19 protein-coding genes and 1 pseudogene are annotated in these 16,163 nt (G+C 52.0%); 11 read left to right on the forward strand and 9 right to left on the reverse strand.

Annotated elements, in window-relative coordinates; translation table 11 throughout:
* Positions 1–66 precede the first annotated feature (66 nt).
* On the reverse strand, positions 67–1,392 hold the full coding sequence (locus QJ48_RS00280; protein ID WP_162238407.1) for a hypothetical protein: 1,326 nt from the start codon (positions 1,390–1,392) through the stop codon (positions 67–69).
* On the opposite strand from QJ48_RS00280, the gene QJ48_RS00285 reads away from it, so the two are divergent.
* The gene (locus tag QJ48_RS00285; protein WP_054971670.1) at positions 1,304–1,774 is read left to right on the forward strand and encodes a DinB family protein; all 471 of its coding nucleotides are present in this window, start codon (positions 1,304–1,306) and stop codon (positions 1,772–1,774) included. The genes QJ48_RS00280 and QJ48_RS00285 overlap by 89 nt on opposite strands.
* Positions 1,775–1,833: 59 nt before the next feature.
* Here QJ48_RS00285 and QJ48_RS00290 read toward each other — a convergent pair whose 3' ends face one another.
* From QJ48_RS00290 to QJ48_RS00300, 3 genes are read right to left on the reverse strand one after another with little or no spacing between them, the layout of a single operon-like run.
* Positions 1,834–2,142: a hypothetical protein gene (locus tag QJ48_RS00290; RefSeq protein ID WP_054971671.1), complete on the reverse strand. Its 309-nt coding sequence runs from the start codon at positions 2,140–2,142 to the stop codon at positions 1,834–1,836.
* 29 nt (positions 2,143–2,171) lie between these two features.
* Positions 2,172–3,029, reverse strand: a complete 858-nt coding sequence (locus tag QJ48_RS00295; protein WP_054971672.1) for an aminoglycoside phosphotransferase family protein — start codon at positions 3,027–3,029, stop codon at positions 2,172–2,174.
* A 21-nt stretch (positions 3,030–3,050) separates the two neighbouring features.
* Positions 3,051–3,647: a TetR/AcrR family transcriptional regulator gene (locus tag QJ48_RS00300; RefSeq protein WP_054971673.1), complete on the reverse strand. Its 597-nt coding sequence runs from the start codon at positions 3,645–3,647 to the stop codon at positions 3,051–3,053.
* A gap of 148 nt (positions 3,648–3,795) precedes the next feature.
* On the opposite strand from QJ48_RS00300, the gene QJ48_RS00305 reads away from it, so the two are divergent.
* Positions 3,796–5,205 carry a cytochrome P450 gene (locus QJ48_RS00305; RefSeq protein ID WP_054971674.1) on the forward strand — a complete coding sequence of 470 codons (1,410 nt, stop codon included), beginning with the start codon at positions 3,796–3,798 and terminating at the stop codon, positions 5,203–5,205.
* Between the two features lie 4 nt (positions 5,206–5,209).
* Here QJ48_RS00305 and QJ48_RS00310 read toward each other — a convergent pair whose 3' ends face one another.
* Positions 5,210–5,914 carry a TioE family transcriptional regulator gene (locus tag QJ48_RS00310; RefSeq protein ID WP_054971675.1) on the reverse strand — a complete coding sequence of 235 codons (705 nt, stop codon included), beginning with the start codon at positions 5,912–5,914 and terminating at the stop codon, positions 5,210–5,212.
* A 267-nt stretch (positions 5,915–6,181) separates the two neighbouring features.
* Between QJ48_RS00310 and QJ48_RS00315 the strand changes: the two genes are divergently transcribed.
* The 4 genes from QJ48_RS00315 to QJ48_RS00330 all read left to right on the forward strand — a co-directional run bounded on the left by QJ48_RS00315 (position 6,182) and on the right by QJ48_RS00330 (position 8,605).
* Complete coding sequence (locus QJ48_RS00315; protein WP_054971676.1) at positions 6,182–6,763, forward strand: hypothetical protein; 582 nt, start codon at positions 6,182–6,184, stop codon at positions 6,761–6,763.
* 178 nt (positions 6,764–6,941) lie between these two features.
* Positions 6,942–7,367 carry a DMT family transporter gene (locus tag QJ48_RS00320; RefSeq protein WP_054971677.1) on the forward strand — a complete coding sequence of 142 codons (426 nt, stop codon included), beginning with the start codon at positions 6,942–6,944 and terminating at the stop codon, positions 7,365–7,367.
* Positions 7,368–7,397: 30 nt separating this feature from the next.
* Entirely contained in the window at positions 7,398–8,126 is a 729-nt protein-coding gene (locus QJ48_RS00325) for a Crp/Fnr family transcriptional regulator (RefSeq protein ID WP_054971678.1), read from the forward strand.
* The gene (locus QJ48_RS00330; RefSeq protein WP_054971679.1) at positions 8,123–8,605 is read left to right on the forward strand and encodes a DMT family transporter; all 483 of its coding nucleotides are present in this window, start codon (positions 8,123–8,125) and stop codon (positions 8,603–8,605) included. The genes QJ48_RS00325 and QJ48_RS00330 overlap by 4 nt, the downstream gene beginning before the upstream one ends.
* A gap of 121 nt (positions 8,606–8,726) precedes the next feature.
* Here the strand turns inward: QJ48_RS00330 and QJ48_RS00335 are convergent, their stop codons facing one another.
* From QJ48_RS00335 to QJ48_RS38410, 4 genes are all read right to left on the reverse strand, one after another.
* Positions 8,727–9,095 carry a hypothetical protein gene (locus QJ48_RS00335; protein ID WP_237762762.1) on the reverse strand — a complete coding sequence of 123 codons (369 nt, stop codon included), beginning with the start codon at positions 9,093–9,095 and terminating at the stop codon, positions 8,727–8,729.
* Positions 9,096–9,174: 79 nt separating this feature from the next.
* Positions 9,175–9,588, reverse strand: coding sequence for a thiol-disulfide oxidoreductase DCC family protein (locus QJ48_RS00340; protein WP_054971681.1), 414 nt, complete (start codon positions 9,586–9,588; stop codon positions 9,175–9,177).
* A 109-nt stretch (positions 9,589–9,697) separates the two neighbouring features.
* Positions 9,698–10,951 (reverse strand): MFS transporter, encoded by a 1,254-nt coding sequence (locus tag QJ48_RS00345; RefSeq protein WP_054971682.1) that lies wholly within the window; start codon positions 10,949–10,951, stop codon positions 9,698–9,700.
* A 227-nt stretch (positions 10,952–11,178) separates the two neighbouring features.
* Complete coding sequence (locus QJ48_RS38410) at positions 11,179–11,502, reverse strand: helix-turn-helix domain-containing protein (RefSeq protein ID WP_337589611.1); 324 nt, start codon at positions 11,500–11,502, stop codon at positions 11,179–11,181.
* A gap of 319 nt (positions 11,503–11,821) precedes the next feature.
* Here QJ48_RS38410 and QJ48_RS00355 point away from each other — a divergent pair, with 319 nt between their 5' ends.
* The 5 genes and pseudogenes from QJ48_RS00355 to QJ48_RS00375 all read left to right on the forward strand — a co-directional run.
* On the forward strand, positions 11,822–12,640 hold the full coding sequence (locus QJ48_RS00355; protein WP_054971684.1) for an electron transfer flavoprotein subunit beta/FixA family protein: 819 nt from the start codon (positions 11,822–11,824) through the stop codon (positions 12,638–12,640).
* A complete protein-coding gene (locus QJ48_RS00360; RefSeq protein ID WP_054971685.1) occupies positions 12,637–13,902 on the forward strand; it encodes an electron transfer flavoprotein subunit alpha in 1,266 nt (421 codons plus the stop codon). The genes QJ48_RS00355 and QJ48_RS00360 overlap by 4 nt, the downstream gene beginning before the upstream one ends.
* A 58-nt stretch (positions 13,903–13,960) precedes the next feature.
* A complete protein-coding gene (locus QJ48_RS00365) occupies positions 13,961–14,194 on the forward strand; it encodes a phosphopantetheine-binding protein (protein ID WP_010494739.1) in 234 nt (77 codons plus the stop codon).
* Positions 14,195–14,208: 14 nt separating this feature from the next.
* Positions 14,209–15,738 (forward strand): class I adenylate-forming enzyme family protein, encoded by a 1,530-nt coding sequence (locus QJ48_RS00370; RefSeq protein ID WP_054971686.1) that lies wholly within the window; start codon positions 14,209–14,211, stop codon positions 15,736–15,738.
* A gap of 21 nt (positions 15,739–15,759) precedes the next feature.
* Positions 15,760–16,163 (forward strand): annotated as a pseudogene (locus tag QJ48_RS00375) (hypothetical protein); the annotation flags it as partial.

The following is a 16,163-nucleotide window of genomic DNA, read 5'->3' on the forward strand; positions in this document are numbered from 1 at the left end:
AGCCTTTTTGGCAAAACAAGAGGGCGATTTTTTTACGTGAAGAGTACAAGGCCTGCGTTAAGGATGTTACTTTTTAAACGTAATGATCTGGACTAATGGTCTTGAATCGCCGGTCACGTTTTTTATTTTGTTCCCTTTAGAGTCTCTGCCTTCCATCTGGGAAGAACCGCTGCCATCCAGAAAAATTCCTTTATACTTACTCGTGCCGTTGTCTGTTTCCGTAATTTTAAAGCGATCTTGGATTGCGGCCCTGAAATTGCTTGCGGAAGTTGCATTATTCGTGACAATGAGGTATACGTCCTTTTCGTAGCCTACAATGGCTGACCTTTGGGCATCTCCGTTCGGATTCGGGAGTTTTTCTCCTTCGATTTTGGTTTTCCACTTCGAGTCACCCAGATTCATGGACACACCGCCCTGGGCCCACCACGGCTTGTTTTTGTTGGTGCCTGTGATTTCGGTGTAAAACTTCACCTTTTGCACGGAGAAGCTGTCTCCATTCCATACAAGCGTTCCCCGGGGGTCTGTGGAGCTCAGATTGCTTCGGCCGTCCGAGTATCCCGGCTTTTCGGAAGCGGGAATCAGCGGCACCCCGTTTTCGATCGCGATGGAAAATGTCTTATGCTCGCCGTTCATCGGGAAATATCCGCCGTTGATTCCTTCATAGCCGGAGCGTTCCAGATTTTTTTTGTTGGCAAGGCTTTTGAATGTAATGTTGTCGGCTCGCGTTTGCATGATATGAAGCGTAATGCCTTTGGCTTTATGGGTTGAGTACGAATACGATGCGCTTGCTGCGGCCTGCATCCCTTCACTTGCTGTTTCTGCCACTTCGGAGCTTCCATTTGCCATAACGGCTTGTCCCGTGAAAACGGCAGTCAACAGCATAGTGGCAAACGATAAAGAAAAACGGCGTTTTAATTTTTGCATACAATACGATCCCCTTACGTTTTGGATTTGAAGTGCGGTGTTAAAAATACTATACAGCAGGAACGTGGATCTTGAAGGAATCCGAAGGATCTCGCAGAAAAACGGCACTCTCTTGCGCGAAAGTTGTCGAATGAAACTGGATCGTCTGGTACAATATGGATAATCCTGCGGTAAGGAGTGAGAGAGATGCCTGACGAAACGAATGCCTTGCAAGTACGGATTGAGCCTTGGGCGGAAGCTGATTGCCGGAAGCTGGGCTTCCAGTTCGTCGCCGAATGCAGCTTCGAATACCCGCTGGGGAGTACCATGCGATGCAACGACTGGCGCTTGGACCTTGACGCGAGTGTAGTGTAGTTCTGAAAAGGGGTGAATTCCAAAAGTGGAAGCGTTGATTGAGGAATACGGCCGCGGATATGAGCTGCTACGGAAAGCCGTCGAAGGATTGACGGAAGAGGAGCTTCGTTTCATGCCGGCGCCGGACAAATGGAGCATTCATGAAATTCTCATTCATCTTGCCGATTCCGAGCTGGTCTCGACACAAAGGCTGAAAAAAGTGTTGGCGGAGGACGAGCCGCTGCTCACGTCGTGGGAACAGGACGTATGGGCGAAAAGCCTCGGGTATGAGAGGCAGGACCGCGAGCAGTATCTGCTGCTGTTTCAAATGCTGCGTGCCCATATGCAGCCTGTGCTGGCCCATCTGACAGCCGAACAAGCCGAGCGGGTGGGGGTGTATGAAGACGGGGCGAGGTTCACCTTTCGTCAAATGCTGGAATACCGCGTCAAACATGTCCGTATACACCTTGTGCAGATCGAGCGGGTGAAGGAGGCGTACCGGCAGAGCCGGGTATAAGCTTTTTGAGGCCATCCCCAGCCGTTGGGATGGCCTCATGCTATCGTTTTTCCGCCAGATTATCCTTCCAGCACATCCGCGTCCAATTCGCTAGCAATCTCCATCATCTTGGGGATAACCGCTTCATTGGAGCCGGATACGTAAATATCTCCCTGGTAATGACGGAAAGGGATCTTGCTATCGCCGAAGCTCCACATGAAAAAATCTCCCTCAATCGACATGGTGGTAGCCCCTGTCACCGTAAACACCGTGGTATAGGCAAAGTCGGGTTTGGTCGAAAAATACCGTTTGCACTCTTCCAAAGAGATGCCTTGCTCCGAAGTTCCATTTTCCTTAAATTCTCTTGTAATCCGGTAACGTTTGCTCATGGAAATCCTCCCATTTCGTTCAATGTTATTTACATTAACCTAAGCTTCCTATTCAAATACTCATTTCCGGTGATGATGTCATTGACTCGCTGGATCGTCGTCCCGGCTCTGGGGACATCGGCGGTTCTATGAAGCAGCAGCCATCGGAGGCAAGCAATCGCTTCAAACCTTGGCATTTCCTCGGCATCGAATTCACTGCCCGATAAGTAGGCATTCCGGAATGCAGAGGCCAGCATTTCTCCATTGTAGATATGGATTAAGAAGCTCGACCAAGCCAAATCGTACCTGGCGTCCCCTAATTGCGCATTGGTCCAGTCGATAATGGTGTACTTTCCTTGGTTGTCCAAAATGTTGCCCAAATTAAAGTCGCCGTGGATCAGCTTGTTTTGTTTCATCCCGGAGCTTGTAACCAACGGGAGCAGTTCGGCCCGGATGTCTTGATGCTCTTCAATTCCCGGATAGAAATAAGGAATGAAATCGTATGTTTTAAGGAGAGCAGGCTCCAGCTCCCGAACCGATAATTGATGCAGTCCCAGCAACAAGTCGGCGAAATCTTTTGCGTGTCGGCTCGTCACTGTTGAAGGCGGGCTGCCATCGTAGCTCGTCAACAATACTTTATGTCGGGAAGGGGTGTATCCCCACCCATAGGACATGGAGACGGAAATACCTCTGTGGCGAAGTGCGGCCAGCAGGCTATGTTGAAAATGCACATCCGGATTCGAAGCTTTGTTCCATATTTTAAGCACAGCGCAGTCCGTACGGGAACAAAACTTCAACACGTTGGCTTCCAATCCGGCCGGTATGGGGTTAACGGCTAGTTCTTGGCCCAGCAATTCATCGACGAAGTTCGTTTTCTCGACCCAAATAACCTCGCTCAGGCGCTCCACATCTGACCTCCTTTTCTCACCCTAAACGCGATGTTCCGGGGATCTCCCGATGAAACCGAAATAAAAAAGCCGATTCAAGTCTTGAAGCATGGATTCACTGGCTTGCTGCATAAACCCGGGCCGCGCCAAAGCCTCTTTAAACAGTTGGATATATAACATTATTGCTTCCATTGAAATACTCGGGTCGATATAGCCTTCCTGTTTTCCTTGAGCAATCAATTTTTCGAAAAAAGGCAAGGTTTTGTTTTGATAAAACTGTTCCAAGTATTCGCGGATCGCCGGATCGCCGGCCGTTGCTCGAATGAGGTTCACATTCAATTGGTTGGCGATTTCGCTGCGGTCGCACAAGATCAGGTCCATTTTTTGCTGAAACGGCATCTCTGTCCCTAAAATGTCTTCGTACTTTTCCAGTGTCGTATCCATGTAATGAATGAATGTCATTCGGATAAGCTCATCCCGGCTTCCAAAATAATTATAGATGGTAACCGGAGAGACATTTGCCTTTCTGGCGATATCGGCGATACTCAGCTTATCGAGCTCGTAAGTGAAAATTAAATCGAATGTCGTTTTGAGAATGAGTTCTTTCTTCTTTTCCGTACGAAGCCGGTACCCGTTCATGTGTTCACCTCGCAACTACTATACTAAATGATTTGTAGCGAATCAATTTGTAAAAGGGAAAAAAAGGTTGAGCCAAAGCATCCTTTTGCATATTATGAATAATATGAATTAAAATTATTCAAAATATACAAAACATGAGGTGCTTAAGATGAAACTCAAAAACGGTACCGGACCTGTCGGCTTAAAGCCGGGCATACCGGGTCCGCGGTCGGTGTTGGGCTGGAAAATAAACATGCTGCGCTTTTTTCGCAGCCCGTTTGCTTACCAGCACCGGTTATACGATACCTACGGCAAGCTGGTCGCCTTAAACCAGGGGGACAAACCTTCCGCCATTTTTGCCTTCGGGCCCGAGTTTAACCAACAAATCGTCACGAATCCGGGTTTCTTCGAGATCAGCTCCGGACTGGTCAAGATCCCGAAGCAAACCGTCTTGGGGAAAATGTTCTATACCAACCTCATCCTCATGTCCGGAGAGAAGCATAAGCAGCATCGCCGTCTGATGCAGCCTGCCTTTCATCATGAGCGGATCATGCAGTACGGAACGGATATGATCCGGCTTACCGAACGTTTGACAGACGAATGGCAGGGGCGTACCGAGATTGAACTGAATCAAGAAATGAAGAAATTGACGCAGCGGATTGCGGTGAAGACGCTGTTTGGATTGGCTAACGAAGAAGAGCTGGATGAGATGGGGACGCTGATTACGCAAATGACCAAGTCGATTCTATGGGTGACGCTCGCGCCGGTGAATCTGCCTTTTACACCGTATCGCCGGGCTTTGCTTATTGCCGAACGGTTGAATGCCCTTATCCGTTCCTTGATCGAGCGGAAAAGATCCGCGCCGGAGGCCGCCGATGTTCTTGCCTCTCTGATTCACGCTCACGATGAGGACGGCGCGAGGCTTACGGATGAAGAGTTGGTCGGGCACGCTTTCACGTTGTTTGTCGCAGGACATGAGACGACAGCCAATGCGCTGACGTGGACGATTTTTCTGCTGAGCCAGCACCCTGACATCATGTCCGACCTTCTGGAGGAGCTGAACGGGGCGATGGGGGAGAGCGAACCGAATCTGGAAAAGCTGAACCAATTGCCTTTACTCGAAGGCGTGGTGAAGGAAAGCTTGCGCTTGCTGCCGCCTGCGCCGATTGGAGCCCGGGTCACGACGGCTTCGTGTGAGCTGGGAGGGGTGACGATACCGCCGAAAACGAATGTGTACTTTAGCCAATTCATCACGCATCGGCTGCCCGAGCTCTATGAAGAGCCGAATCGCTTTTTACCCTGGCGCTGGAGCGCGATCAAACGGACTCCGTATGAATTCCTGCCGTTTAGCGCAGGGCCGCACATGTGTATCGGCTGGGGCTTCGCCATGCAGGAGATGAAAGTGGTGCTGTCGATCCTTCTGCGGCGTTACCGGTTTTCCGTTGTGCCTCACGCCAAAATTAGCCCGAATCTGGTCATGCGTCCCGTGAACGGAATGCCGATGCGCATCGTTCCCCAAGATGGCAAATTCGGACGGGAACCGGTTCGAGGAACCATTCGGCAGCTCGTTGATTTGTAGATTCTTATTGCAGCCCGAGCTCTTGACAAAGCTCGACCAATTGATGCACGCCATAGAACTGCTGGCGATTGCGTTGATGGATGCTTACCAGCGCATTTTCCGTGACCTTTTTCGCCTGTTCGATGCTTTGATGCTCCACGGCCTGAACGATCTCCTTCATATTTTCCAAAAAATAGACGGTCCGGCGCAGCGTGCGAATGAGCAAGATTTGCCGCACATGCATCGGCGTAAAAATCCGGTAGCCATTCTCGGGATCGCGCTCCGGCGAGATGAGTCCTTCCTTCTCCCAATGCCGGATGGCCGAATCCTGCACTCCGGTAAAAGCGGCAACTTCGCCAATGCTCATGTGGGTTTTCAGCTTTTTGTTCGCAGCGAGCGGGAGCTCCGGATTTTGCATCAGCTCCAGCGTCTGGTCGGCAATGGTTTTTTCGTGATACAGGTTTGCCTGCTCTTTGTTAACGAGCCAGAAGGCGGTGTCCACATCCCCGCTTTGTATGAGGCGAAGCACTTGGCAAGTGAACCCGACGCCAAAGGCGGGGAACATCGCGCGCAGGCAGCGAAAGTAAGCCAAATGCACCTTGGTATACAGGCGGTACCCGTTCGGTGCGCGGTCGGGTGCCGGAACGACGCCCCAAGACTCGTAATGCCGCAAGGCGCTCGTGCTAATGTGCAGTTCTCTGGCAATCTCGATCGGCTTGTAATACCGCATCTCCAGGCCTCCTTCACGAACGAAGCAAAAGTAGATTTTTACTATATCAAAAGCGTCTCGTCTAAGCAAACATTGAATTAAAAGATTGAAGTTCGTGATAAAGTATATGGTGAAGGCTAATTTCACTAGGTCCGCGTGCCGCTCAACCGGATGAAAGCCGACTGTTGAAATTTGAAAAATCAGGAACGTTCATTCTATAATTAAGGCGACAAGCGCAGCAGGCCGCGACAAACCCTGCCAATACAGCATAAAGGAGTCGGGTACCGAATGAACGAACCGGACTGGAAGGAAGTAGAGGAAAGACTATTCCAGGAAAGTGTTTCCGCCATAAAGCAGTTTTCGGCTGAGCATGCAAACGAAGAAATCTGTTACTTCGCCTTTGATTCCGAGCCGTACTATGGTTACGTGCTTCTCTGCTTTGACACGACAGAGAACTCTGTTATGGAGGCGAAACGGTCAGCCGAGAGAGCGCTAAACTTTACCGCTCAATCCATCGAGAAAGGCATGAATTGGCAAATGGCCAATTCGTACATGACCAGCGCCAATGTGCTGCCGTTTACCAATAATACCGGCGATTTTAAATTTCAGGGCTACACGCAAGTCGGCTTTGAGGGCTGGCAGGAATTTGCAGACAGCGACGCATATCCGAAGGGATATTCGGAAGATCAGGATTATTTGGAAGGCAACCTGTCCATTATTTTCTGGAAAGTGATCGATCGGCTGATCCGGGAGAATCATTTTTCTGTTCTGAAAATGGCCTCTCCGTTTTTCATAGGTTACGGGTTTCATGATCGGGATCAGGTTCTGCTCAGAATGATCAATTGGGGCAATGAAGAGGGCAAGATGTGACGCCGGAATCAATATTTTTAATATAAACGTCAGAGACCTTCAAATCCTCGAAGGTCTCTTTTGCGTTGTCCGGGCCTCAGCTCGGCGACAACTTGCCAATTCAGGACATATGTCCTTTCCCAATCTTTCGATCTGTCATTTAATAATGGAAAAATGTATAGTTGGGGAGAGGGAAGACATGCGAGGGAGTTTATTTGCGTTTTTAGGCGGAGGCTTTATTACCCTGCAAGGAGTAGCCAACTCCCGGATCAGCCAAGATATCGGCACATGGCAAGCGGCGACGCTTACCCAGTTCACCGGATTCGTCGCGGCGCTGTTGATTCTGATCTTCGTCCGCGACGGGAGTTGGCAGGGCTTCAAGCAAATAAAGCCGCTGTATTTGACCGGCGGCGCTTTCGGCGCGGTCGTTATTTTCAGCAACGTCACGGCGATTCATCAGATCGGCGTGACGCTGACGATTGCCGTTTTGCTGATCGCCCAGTTGGGACTGACCTTCATCATTGACTGCAAAGGGTGGTTCGGCGTGGCGAAGCAGAAGATGGGGCTGCCGCAGTTCATCGGGATCACCATGATGATCGCCGGTGTGGTCATCCTAAAATTTTGATCGCTGCAAGTTGAGGCTGGAGGCCGGAGCATGAAGGAAATTCAAGATCGTGAGCAATTGAAACATTATTTGCGTGCATTTCAGCTCGAATCCGTATTTCACGAGCCATTGCGGCCGCATTTGTCGCTGTACGGCTTCGAACCGGGGGATCTCATCTGCACCCAAGGCCAAGCACCGGAGTATCTGTACGTGCTGGTTCACGGAAAGTTAAAGATTTATACGACCTCATCGGAAGGCAAAACGCTGGTTCTCTCCTTCAAGACGCCGCTTGAGGTGATCGGGGATGTCGAATACGTACGCGGGACGCCCATCCTCAATACGGTCGAGGCGGTAACGCCGGTCTGTATGATTGGCGTCCAATACCGCTGGTTGCACAACTACGGAAAAGACCATGCGCCGCTGCTGCAGTTTTTGCTCGATATCATTACGCAGAAATTTTACGTCAAATCCAATTCGCTCAGCTTCAATTTGATGTATCCGGTGGAAGTGCGGTTGGCCAGCTATCTGTTGTCCGTCACGTCCGACGAATCCGAGTCCCGATTGGAGGAGCAGGGAAGCGCGGTCAGTCTGTCGGACGCGGCGAATTTCATAGGAACAAGCTACAGGCATTTGAACCGGGTCATCAGGCAGTTCTGTATCCAAGGTCTCGTTGAGCGCCGCAAAGGGGTTATTGTGGTGAAAGACAGGAATGGATTAAGCTCGCTGGCAGGTCATAATATTTACGAGCACAATCAGGGAAAAGGAGAGACGCGATTATGATGGTAGGGCTGTCCTTGTCGCTTATCGCAGGCTCGCTGGTCGGGCTGCAAAATATTTTTAACAGCAAGGTGAACGAGCGTGCGAGCTCTTGGGCTACGACGACACTGGTGTTGGGACTGGGATTTCTAGCTTCGCTGACGCTCGGTCTGATTGTTGAGGGAACGCATTTATTTGCCCCGCATCCGATGCAGACTTGGTATTGGTTTAGCGGCTTGATCGGGGTAGGGGTGGTCACCTGTCTGGTGCAGGGGATCAGGCTGCTTGGTCCTACGTTTGCCGTCTCGATCGTTATGGCGGCGCAGCTCGGGTTTGCATTGTTGTGGGACTCTCTGGGGTGGATGGGTCTGGACAAGGTTCCTTTTACATTCAGCAAGCTGATCGGGGTGCTTGTCATCGTCGGCGGCATCGTAGTGTTCAAACTGGGCGGCAAACGCGGGACGGCGCGGGAGGCGTCAAAGGTGCCCTCGGGCCGTACCTGACAAGGGCAGGCCTACTTAAAGCCCGCCCGTTCGTTTCTTTTCATCTTAATCCGTTCCTTGATGTAGTAATATACGGTCGTTACGGCAAAGATAAAGAGCAATTGCCCGATAACAAAACTTGTCATGCCTTCATCTCCTTTCGGGAAACGAGAAGGAGCAATTTCTTCCGGTCCAGCCAAAGCAGCACAAAGCACATGACCGCAAGCACCGTACTCAAATCCTGCACGCCGATGTCAAAGCAGTAATTGACCAGCATAACATTCACGGCAATCGGAAAATAGATGAGGGCTCCCAAGGTGACCGTCCTTGGAAACAACAGCAGAATCGCCGCACCAACTTCGCCCAAGCCGATAAACATTTCGTATACTTTGGAATACCCGAAGAACGTCCAGGCTAGGGCGAAGCCTTCGCCCTTGGCCGCGGCGATCTCCGCCGTCGGTTCGCCGAATTGTCCGAAGACCAGCTTGACGAGTCCGTACATAAGGAACATGCTGGCCAGAAAATACCGTATCGTGGCCGGAATCGATTGTCGAAGCACGCGAAAGATCAAAGTTCAACCCTCCAATGAATTAATCCGTACTTAAAAACCGCTCCCTCATATCAGGAGTGGGCATCATGCAGGAGCTCTGCTTGCCGAACCAGCGATAGCGCCGCCGCGCAAACCAGCGATAGAACAGGTCCCTGAGTGGCCGAGGAATGACGATAGCCAAGTAAGCCGCCTTCCATAATCCGTCCAGACGCCTTGCGATACGCAGCACCGCGGTCGATTCGGTATACGCCCTCTCCCGTTCGATCAGTACGATCGAATCTGTTCCAAGGGCTTCGGGGAAGGCTGCAAGCAACGCGCTGCCGGCGCCCGACTGCTGTGAGGCAAAACGAAAGTAGCCGCTGCGGTCGCGCTTGATGATAAACTGAACCGACCGGTTGCAAAAATTACACACGCCGTCGAACAAAACAACCGCATGCTCCTTAGGGTCCCCCATACTCCACCCCCTCCTGATTCGAATTCCTCTCTCTTGTTCCAGAATAACGTTGCAAGGTTAAATTGAAGTCAGGTTCAAGTTTAAATTTCGTTTAATTTTTAGGATTACATCAATCCGCTGCCTCCGGCTGCTCCACATAGATTCGAAATAACTGAATGTACAGCGCGATACTTAGGAATGCAACCGCCAAAATGAGGCTGAATATTCCCATCGGAGAGACCCAGCCGGACAGGAAAACCGTGACCGGGGCCAAAAATCTGCCGATCGTCGCCTGCAGGCTGTCGGCTCCCATGTACTGTCCTCTTGCATGCTCCGGGGCATAGCGGCTGATAAAGCTTTGGGTGACCGGAGAGCGTACGAGCTCGCCAAAGGTGAAGATGACCGTAATGAAAAACAAGTACCATAGGTTGGTGCCCAATCCAAGGGCGAATGTGCCCAATCCGGACAATAGCGAGGATAGAATGAATACATTGCGCTCCTTCCAATGTCGGAACCATCTCGTCACTGGCAAAACAAACAGGACAAACAAAAGACCGTTTAACCCCAGCAACCAGCCAAAGATCTCCGTGCTGGACAGCACAAGGGAATCCTCCTTCCATGAGAGGAGAGGCTGGGCAGGGACCTCGTTGATCACATACACCGCCAAATACAGATCCAGTTGCATAATGGGGATCAGCGCAAAGATGCCGGCTAAAATATAAACCAGGAACACTTTATCCCGAAAAATGATGCCATATCCTTTCAACTGATCTTTGAATACGCGGGTAAGCGGAATGGAGACTTCCGGGGTGCTTTTCGCCGATTGCGGCAACGTTTCATGAACTACGATATACATTGCGATCAAGTACAACAGCAGGACCGCGGCGCAGGTCCACAACAGCTCCTGCCGGTAATGGAAGAAGAACACGGCTCCGATTGCAGGTCCGAGCACTGCGCCAATGTTATTGGCCGTCACGAACGTTGCGAAGATCTGGCGACGTTCGTGCGCGGGCACCAGATCGGCCACCATAGCGGAGCTTGCAGGCCTGTAGATGGCTCCACCGAGCCCAATGCCGATAAACGCGATATAATCCGTCCAATGAGACGACGACATCGCAAATAAGGCAAACATCACGGTCTGAAGCGAAGCGCCCAGCAGCATCACGGGGCGCCGTCCTAACCGGTCGGCCAAAGCTCCTCCGATCAGGCTTCCCATGATGCTGAATATAGGAGGGATGGACATCAAAATGCCTGCAATATGGCTGCCTAATGCCGTCCCAAAATAGACAGTGATAAACGGAAAGTACATCCAAAACAGCAGGTTAAACAGCGCTTCGCCGATTAACCGGACTTTCAAATTGGAATTCCATAAACGGATCTGCACAAGACCTTTTCCTTTCCACAACGAAACTTGTTAGGTTTCCCGGCCGGGTATACAAACTATAGAACGATACCCAGAAAAAGTATAGACTTATAATTACGAATGGTTTATACTAATAATAATGAAAATCGAATTCGCTGATTTTTATTTTAATTGCTTCAAAAATCGAACATTTGTTCTGAAATGTGAAAGACGCTTCCATCGGGAGCGTCTTTTTTGATGCAGTTGCATTAGGGGAGCAATATGTTAAAATTATCCTTATTCGGCATGAGCATGCACGAAGGGGGAACGTGAATGACGGCGGGAGTCTGGGACTTTATTTTCATGTTCCGGGCTGTTTCTTGGAAGGTATCGTTCCACCTCGCAAGGAAGTGCTTAAAGACAAAGCGAGCGCATCCAAACATCTGATGGATCAGCGTCGTTTGCTCCTCCGTAGGGTAGTTGCGAAAGCGAATAGCTTTATGATGCAACATGCGAGCATTTACCTCCTTTGGTGATTTTATGACAATTATAGAACATATATTCGTATGCATACACAAGGGATGCTGATTCATCTCCCCCTTATCGAAGAGGGAGTCTTCTCAGCCTTAACGATAAATAGATTACGCTAACGGGTAACGTTAGTTGAATAAAGCAGCGGTAGTCTGGAACTTTATTTTCGTGTTCTGAGCTACCGCTTTCCCTTTTCTCAAGGGTCAGTCTAACACTATATTTTCCCTAATCATGTCGACTTGAACGGTCAGGCGATTTCGTTTTCGTTTGCAGAATGTTAACAAGATTTGTGAAATCCGTCACTACCAAAATTACCCAAAGAATATATAATATGTATCATGGGCCCAGATATTGAAGCATTCGGGAAGGAGGAGGCTTTCGGTGAACATTGCAGTCTGCGTCAAACAAGTGATGCTGCAGGATATGTCGGACGAAAGCGCAGAAACGGGCGGTACAAGCCGGGAAGCGAGCCGGTTGGTGAACAACGCGAACGATTACTATGCCGTGGAAGAAGCGCTGAAATTGAAGGACCGGTACGGAGGGACCGTGACGTGTCTGTCGATGGGCCCGGAAAAATGCCAAGAGCAGCTTCGCGAAATCGCCGCCTTGGGCGTCGATCGGATCGTATTGCTGTCGGGCCGTGATTTTGCCGGGGCGGATACGTTGGCCACTTCGTATACGCTGGCGGCGGGGATTCGCAGGCTGAGCGGCTTCCAGCTTGTACTGACCGGCGAGCAATCGCTGGACGGGGAAACCGGCCAAGTCGGCCCGAGTCTGGCAGAGCAGCTTGGCATCGTTCATGTGGCAAACGTAAGCGAAATCTGCTCTGCGCATGACGACGGGGAAATGGTGGTCAAACGGGAGCTGGAGGACCGCGAAATCATGATCAAGCTGCCTTTGCCAGCGCTGCTGTGCATCCGCAAGCATATCAATCAGCCGCGGATTCCATCGGTTGTGGGCCTGATGAAGGCAAAGACCGCGCAAATCACGGTTTGGGACCCAGACGATTTGGGGATCGAGCCGGGGCGGGTCGGTCTAAGCGGATCGCCTACCCGGGTCGTCGGCGTATACCATCCGGCCGGAAAGGAGCGAAAGGCTGACGGGGAAATCGTACGCTATGCGGACAACCGGCAATGCGCAGCCCGCATTTTGTCCAAAATCGGGGTCTGCGACGACAAAGGAACAGGAGTTTTCACATGAGCCAAATTCGCATTCTCCAATCGAATTGCATCGGATGCGGAACCTGTGTGCAGCTTTGCCCTTTTGAAGCGTTGAGCTTGGAGGATGGCCAGGCGCAAGTCGATCACGGCCGGTGCGTCGTTTGCGGCTCCTGCGTGCCGGTATGCCCGGCGGATGCGATCGTCGACGATTCCTTGCCGGATGACTTTATGCCCGGAGACGCCGTTCTCGACTGGTCCATACCGGACGATAAGCGTACTGTTAAGAGTAACGAAGCGTCGTTTAGTGGCATTTGCGTCTACGCGGAGCATGCCGACGGAGCGCTTGTTCCTTCGGTGGCAGAGGTGATCGGGGCTGCGAGGCAATTGACCGAAGGAACAGGGCTGCCCGTATCGGCTGTACTCCTCGGCAGCGAGATCGGCCATTTAACCGGCGAGCTGCTGGAGCTTGGCGTCGATGAGGTATGGCTGGTCGACAGCCCGAATCTTCAGCCCTATGCGGAGGACGCGGAAGCCCGCTGCATGAGCGAGCTGCTGGCCGAGCTGAAGCCGGCCATCATGCTCGGAAGCGGCACCCGGCGCGGCCGTTCGATCTTCCCGAGAGTCGCCGCACGGCTGAATACCGGATTGTGCGCCGACTGTATCAGCCTGTCGCTCGACAAGGAAACGGGCAACCTGATTGTCACGAGACCGGCTTACGGGGGGAGCATCGTCGCAAAAATCGTCATTCCGCACCAAAGACCGCAAATGGCGACAATCAAGGAGCACGTATTCCGGGCGGCCTCGAAAGTAAGCGCGCCCGGCGGCACCGTAAGGGATATGAGCTCGCAGATTCGCGTGTCCAAGACGGTGCTTGAAATTTTGGAAGTCGTGAAGGGGCGGGCGGACCCCGCTAATCTGCTGCAGGCCGATACGATTGTCGCGGTGGGGCGGGGGATCAAGAAGGCGGAAAACCTGCCGCTCATCTACGATTTCGCCGAAGCGATAGGCGCCAGCGTGGGAGCTACCCGGGCCGCTGTGGATCTGGGCTGGATGCATTCTTCCCATCAGATCGGCCAAACCGGAAGCATTGTGAAGCCCCGCGTCTATTTTGCCTGCGGGATTTCCGGGGCGCTGCAGCATACGGTGGGGATGGAGGAGGCGGAAACGATCATTGCTATTAATTCCGATCCGAATGCGCCGATTTTCGATCTGGCTACATACGGGATCGTAGGCGATCTGTTGGAAGTGATTCCGGCTTTTATCGAGACGTTGAAAGCGGAGAAGCAGCAAACGATGATGTAACGAAGCAGACCTGATTGTACCTTTATGGAAAATGGAAAATTGCGGGAGGCGCAGACCGATGACGGTACGAGAACAAATTTCCGATTATATTCGCGAGCTGACCCATGAGCCTGTAACCGATCCTTCGCTGAATCTGTTCGAAGCAGGCTTACTGACCTCGCTGGATGTGCTGGATCTGATTTCTTTTCTGGAAGAAACGTTTCGGGTAAGCATTTCCGAGGATGACGTGAACATGGAAAGCCTCGGAACGATGAATGGTGTCGTGTCGCTGGTCGAACGGTTAAGGGCATGAAGGCGGGGAGCCGTATGCTGATTCCCGACATGTTGTCCAAGGCTGCGGCAGACGATCCGCAGAAGGAAGCGTTCATCGAGAAGCACAGGCGGCTGACCTTTCGGGAAGCCGACGAGGCCTCGACCCGGCTCGCGCGATTTCTGCTCTCTCAAGGCATTCGCAAAGGCGACCGGCTGGGCATTTTTTCGGCCAAATGCCTCGAAGAAATTGTCGTCATCTTGGCGGCGATGAAGATGGGGGCGATCGTCGTCCATATCAATCCGCATTTCAAAAGCGAGCAGCTTCGCCATATCGTCATGGATTGCGGGATGCGGGCGCTGTTCGTTCATGACAGCAGAATCGGCGTTCTGAACCAAGCCGGTCTGGAAGAAAGCAGCATCGAGCTGATCGTAAGGTTATCTCAGGCGCAGGCGCAGCGCAGAGACCGGTCGGAGTATGAACATGATTATGCGCTGGAAGACATTTTGCAGTGCGCGGATTTCGCGGGCAGCCTTCAGGCAGAAGTGCATGCAGACGATCCGGCAGCGATTCTGTACACCTCCGGCTCCACCGGAAAGCCGAAGGGCATCGTGGTGACGCATCGGATTTTTAGCGAAGCGACGGTCACCTCCGTTCAGGTTTTAGAAAACCGACACATCGACCGGCTGATCAGCGTGACCCCGTTTTCGTTCGACGGCGCGCTCAGTCAATTGTTCACCATGCTGTATGTAGGCGGAACCTTGGTTTTGCAAGAATCCCTTTTCCCTCATGATATCGTGGAAACGATGCTTCGCGAGCAGATTACCGGCTTCCACGGCGTACCGTCGCTTTGGAGGATGCTCCTCCAAAAACACTCTCCCTTGGCGAAGCACCAATACCCTCATCTCAGATACATCTCGATTATCGGCGAACCTTTTCCCCATGACGAGCTAATGAAATTAAAGGCTCTGCTGAGGCAGACGAAATTTTATATGATGTACGGCATGACGGAGGCTTTTCGTTCCACGTGCCTGCTTCCCGAAGAGTTCGAACGCAAAATCCCGTCGGTGGGCAAGCCTTTGCCCGGCGTGGACATTACCGTCGAAGACGAGGACGGCCGCTTGTGCGGTCCGGGCGAGACCGGCGAAATCGTGCATCGGGGCGCGTTCGTCTCTCCGGGCTACTGGAACGATCCGGCGAAGACGAACGAAGTGTTCCGGGGCGGAGCGCTGTATACCGGCGACCTCGGAAAGCTTGACGAGGAAGGCTACCTGTATTTTGTCGGACGCAAGGACAAGATGCTGAAATCGCAAGGCTTCCGGTTCAGTCCGGAGGAAGTGGAGGAGCGCTTGTGCCAGATGCCCGGCGTGATTGAGGCTGCGGTGATCAGCAGGCACGATCCGGATAAAGGCAGCAGCTTGAAGGCGCTGGTCGTCACGGAAGAGGGGCTTGCGTTGACGGAGAAGGAGGTCATCCGCTACTGCAAATCGGTTCTGCCCTATTACATGATTCCCGACACTATCCATTTTCGCGAGCCGCTGCCCAAGACCGCCAATCTCAAAATCAACCGGTCCGAATTAAGCTAATTCAGAAAGGGGAACCCAACCGTGAAACGGTGCACCTTATGCGTGATGCCCGAAACCTACCCCGGAATCGCGTTCGATTCCGAAGGCGTCTGCTCCTTTTGCCGCAAGCAGAGCGGGAAACAGCCCGTTCCGTCGCTCCCCAAGCTTCAGGCGAAGCTGGATGAAATCATCCGCGAATGCAAGGCGCAGAACCGGAAGTACGATGCGCTGGTTGCCTACAGCGGAGGAAAGGACAGCACGTTCCTGATTCATACGCTCAAGGAAAAGTACGGGCTTCGCATGCTCGCTGTGACGCTCGACAACGGCTTCATGTCGGAATACTCGTTTGTGAACATGCGCAAGGTGCTGAACCGCTTGAATGTGGATCATACGATTGTCCGGCCCCGGTACGACCTGATGAAGCAAATTTTTTTGCAGAGCTCTGC

Origin of the sequence: Paenibacillus sp. A3 (assembly GCF_001399685.1) — a bacterium.
In the GTDB taxonomy this organism is placed as follows: domain Bacteria; phylum Bacillota; class Bacilli; order Paenibacillales; family NBRC-103111; genus Paenibacillus_G.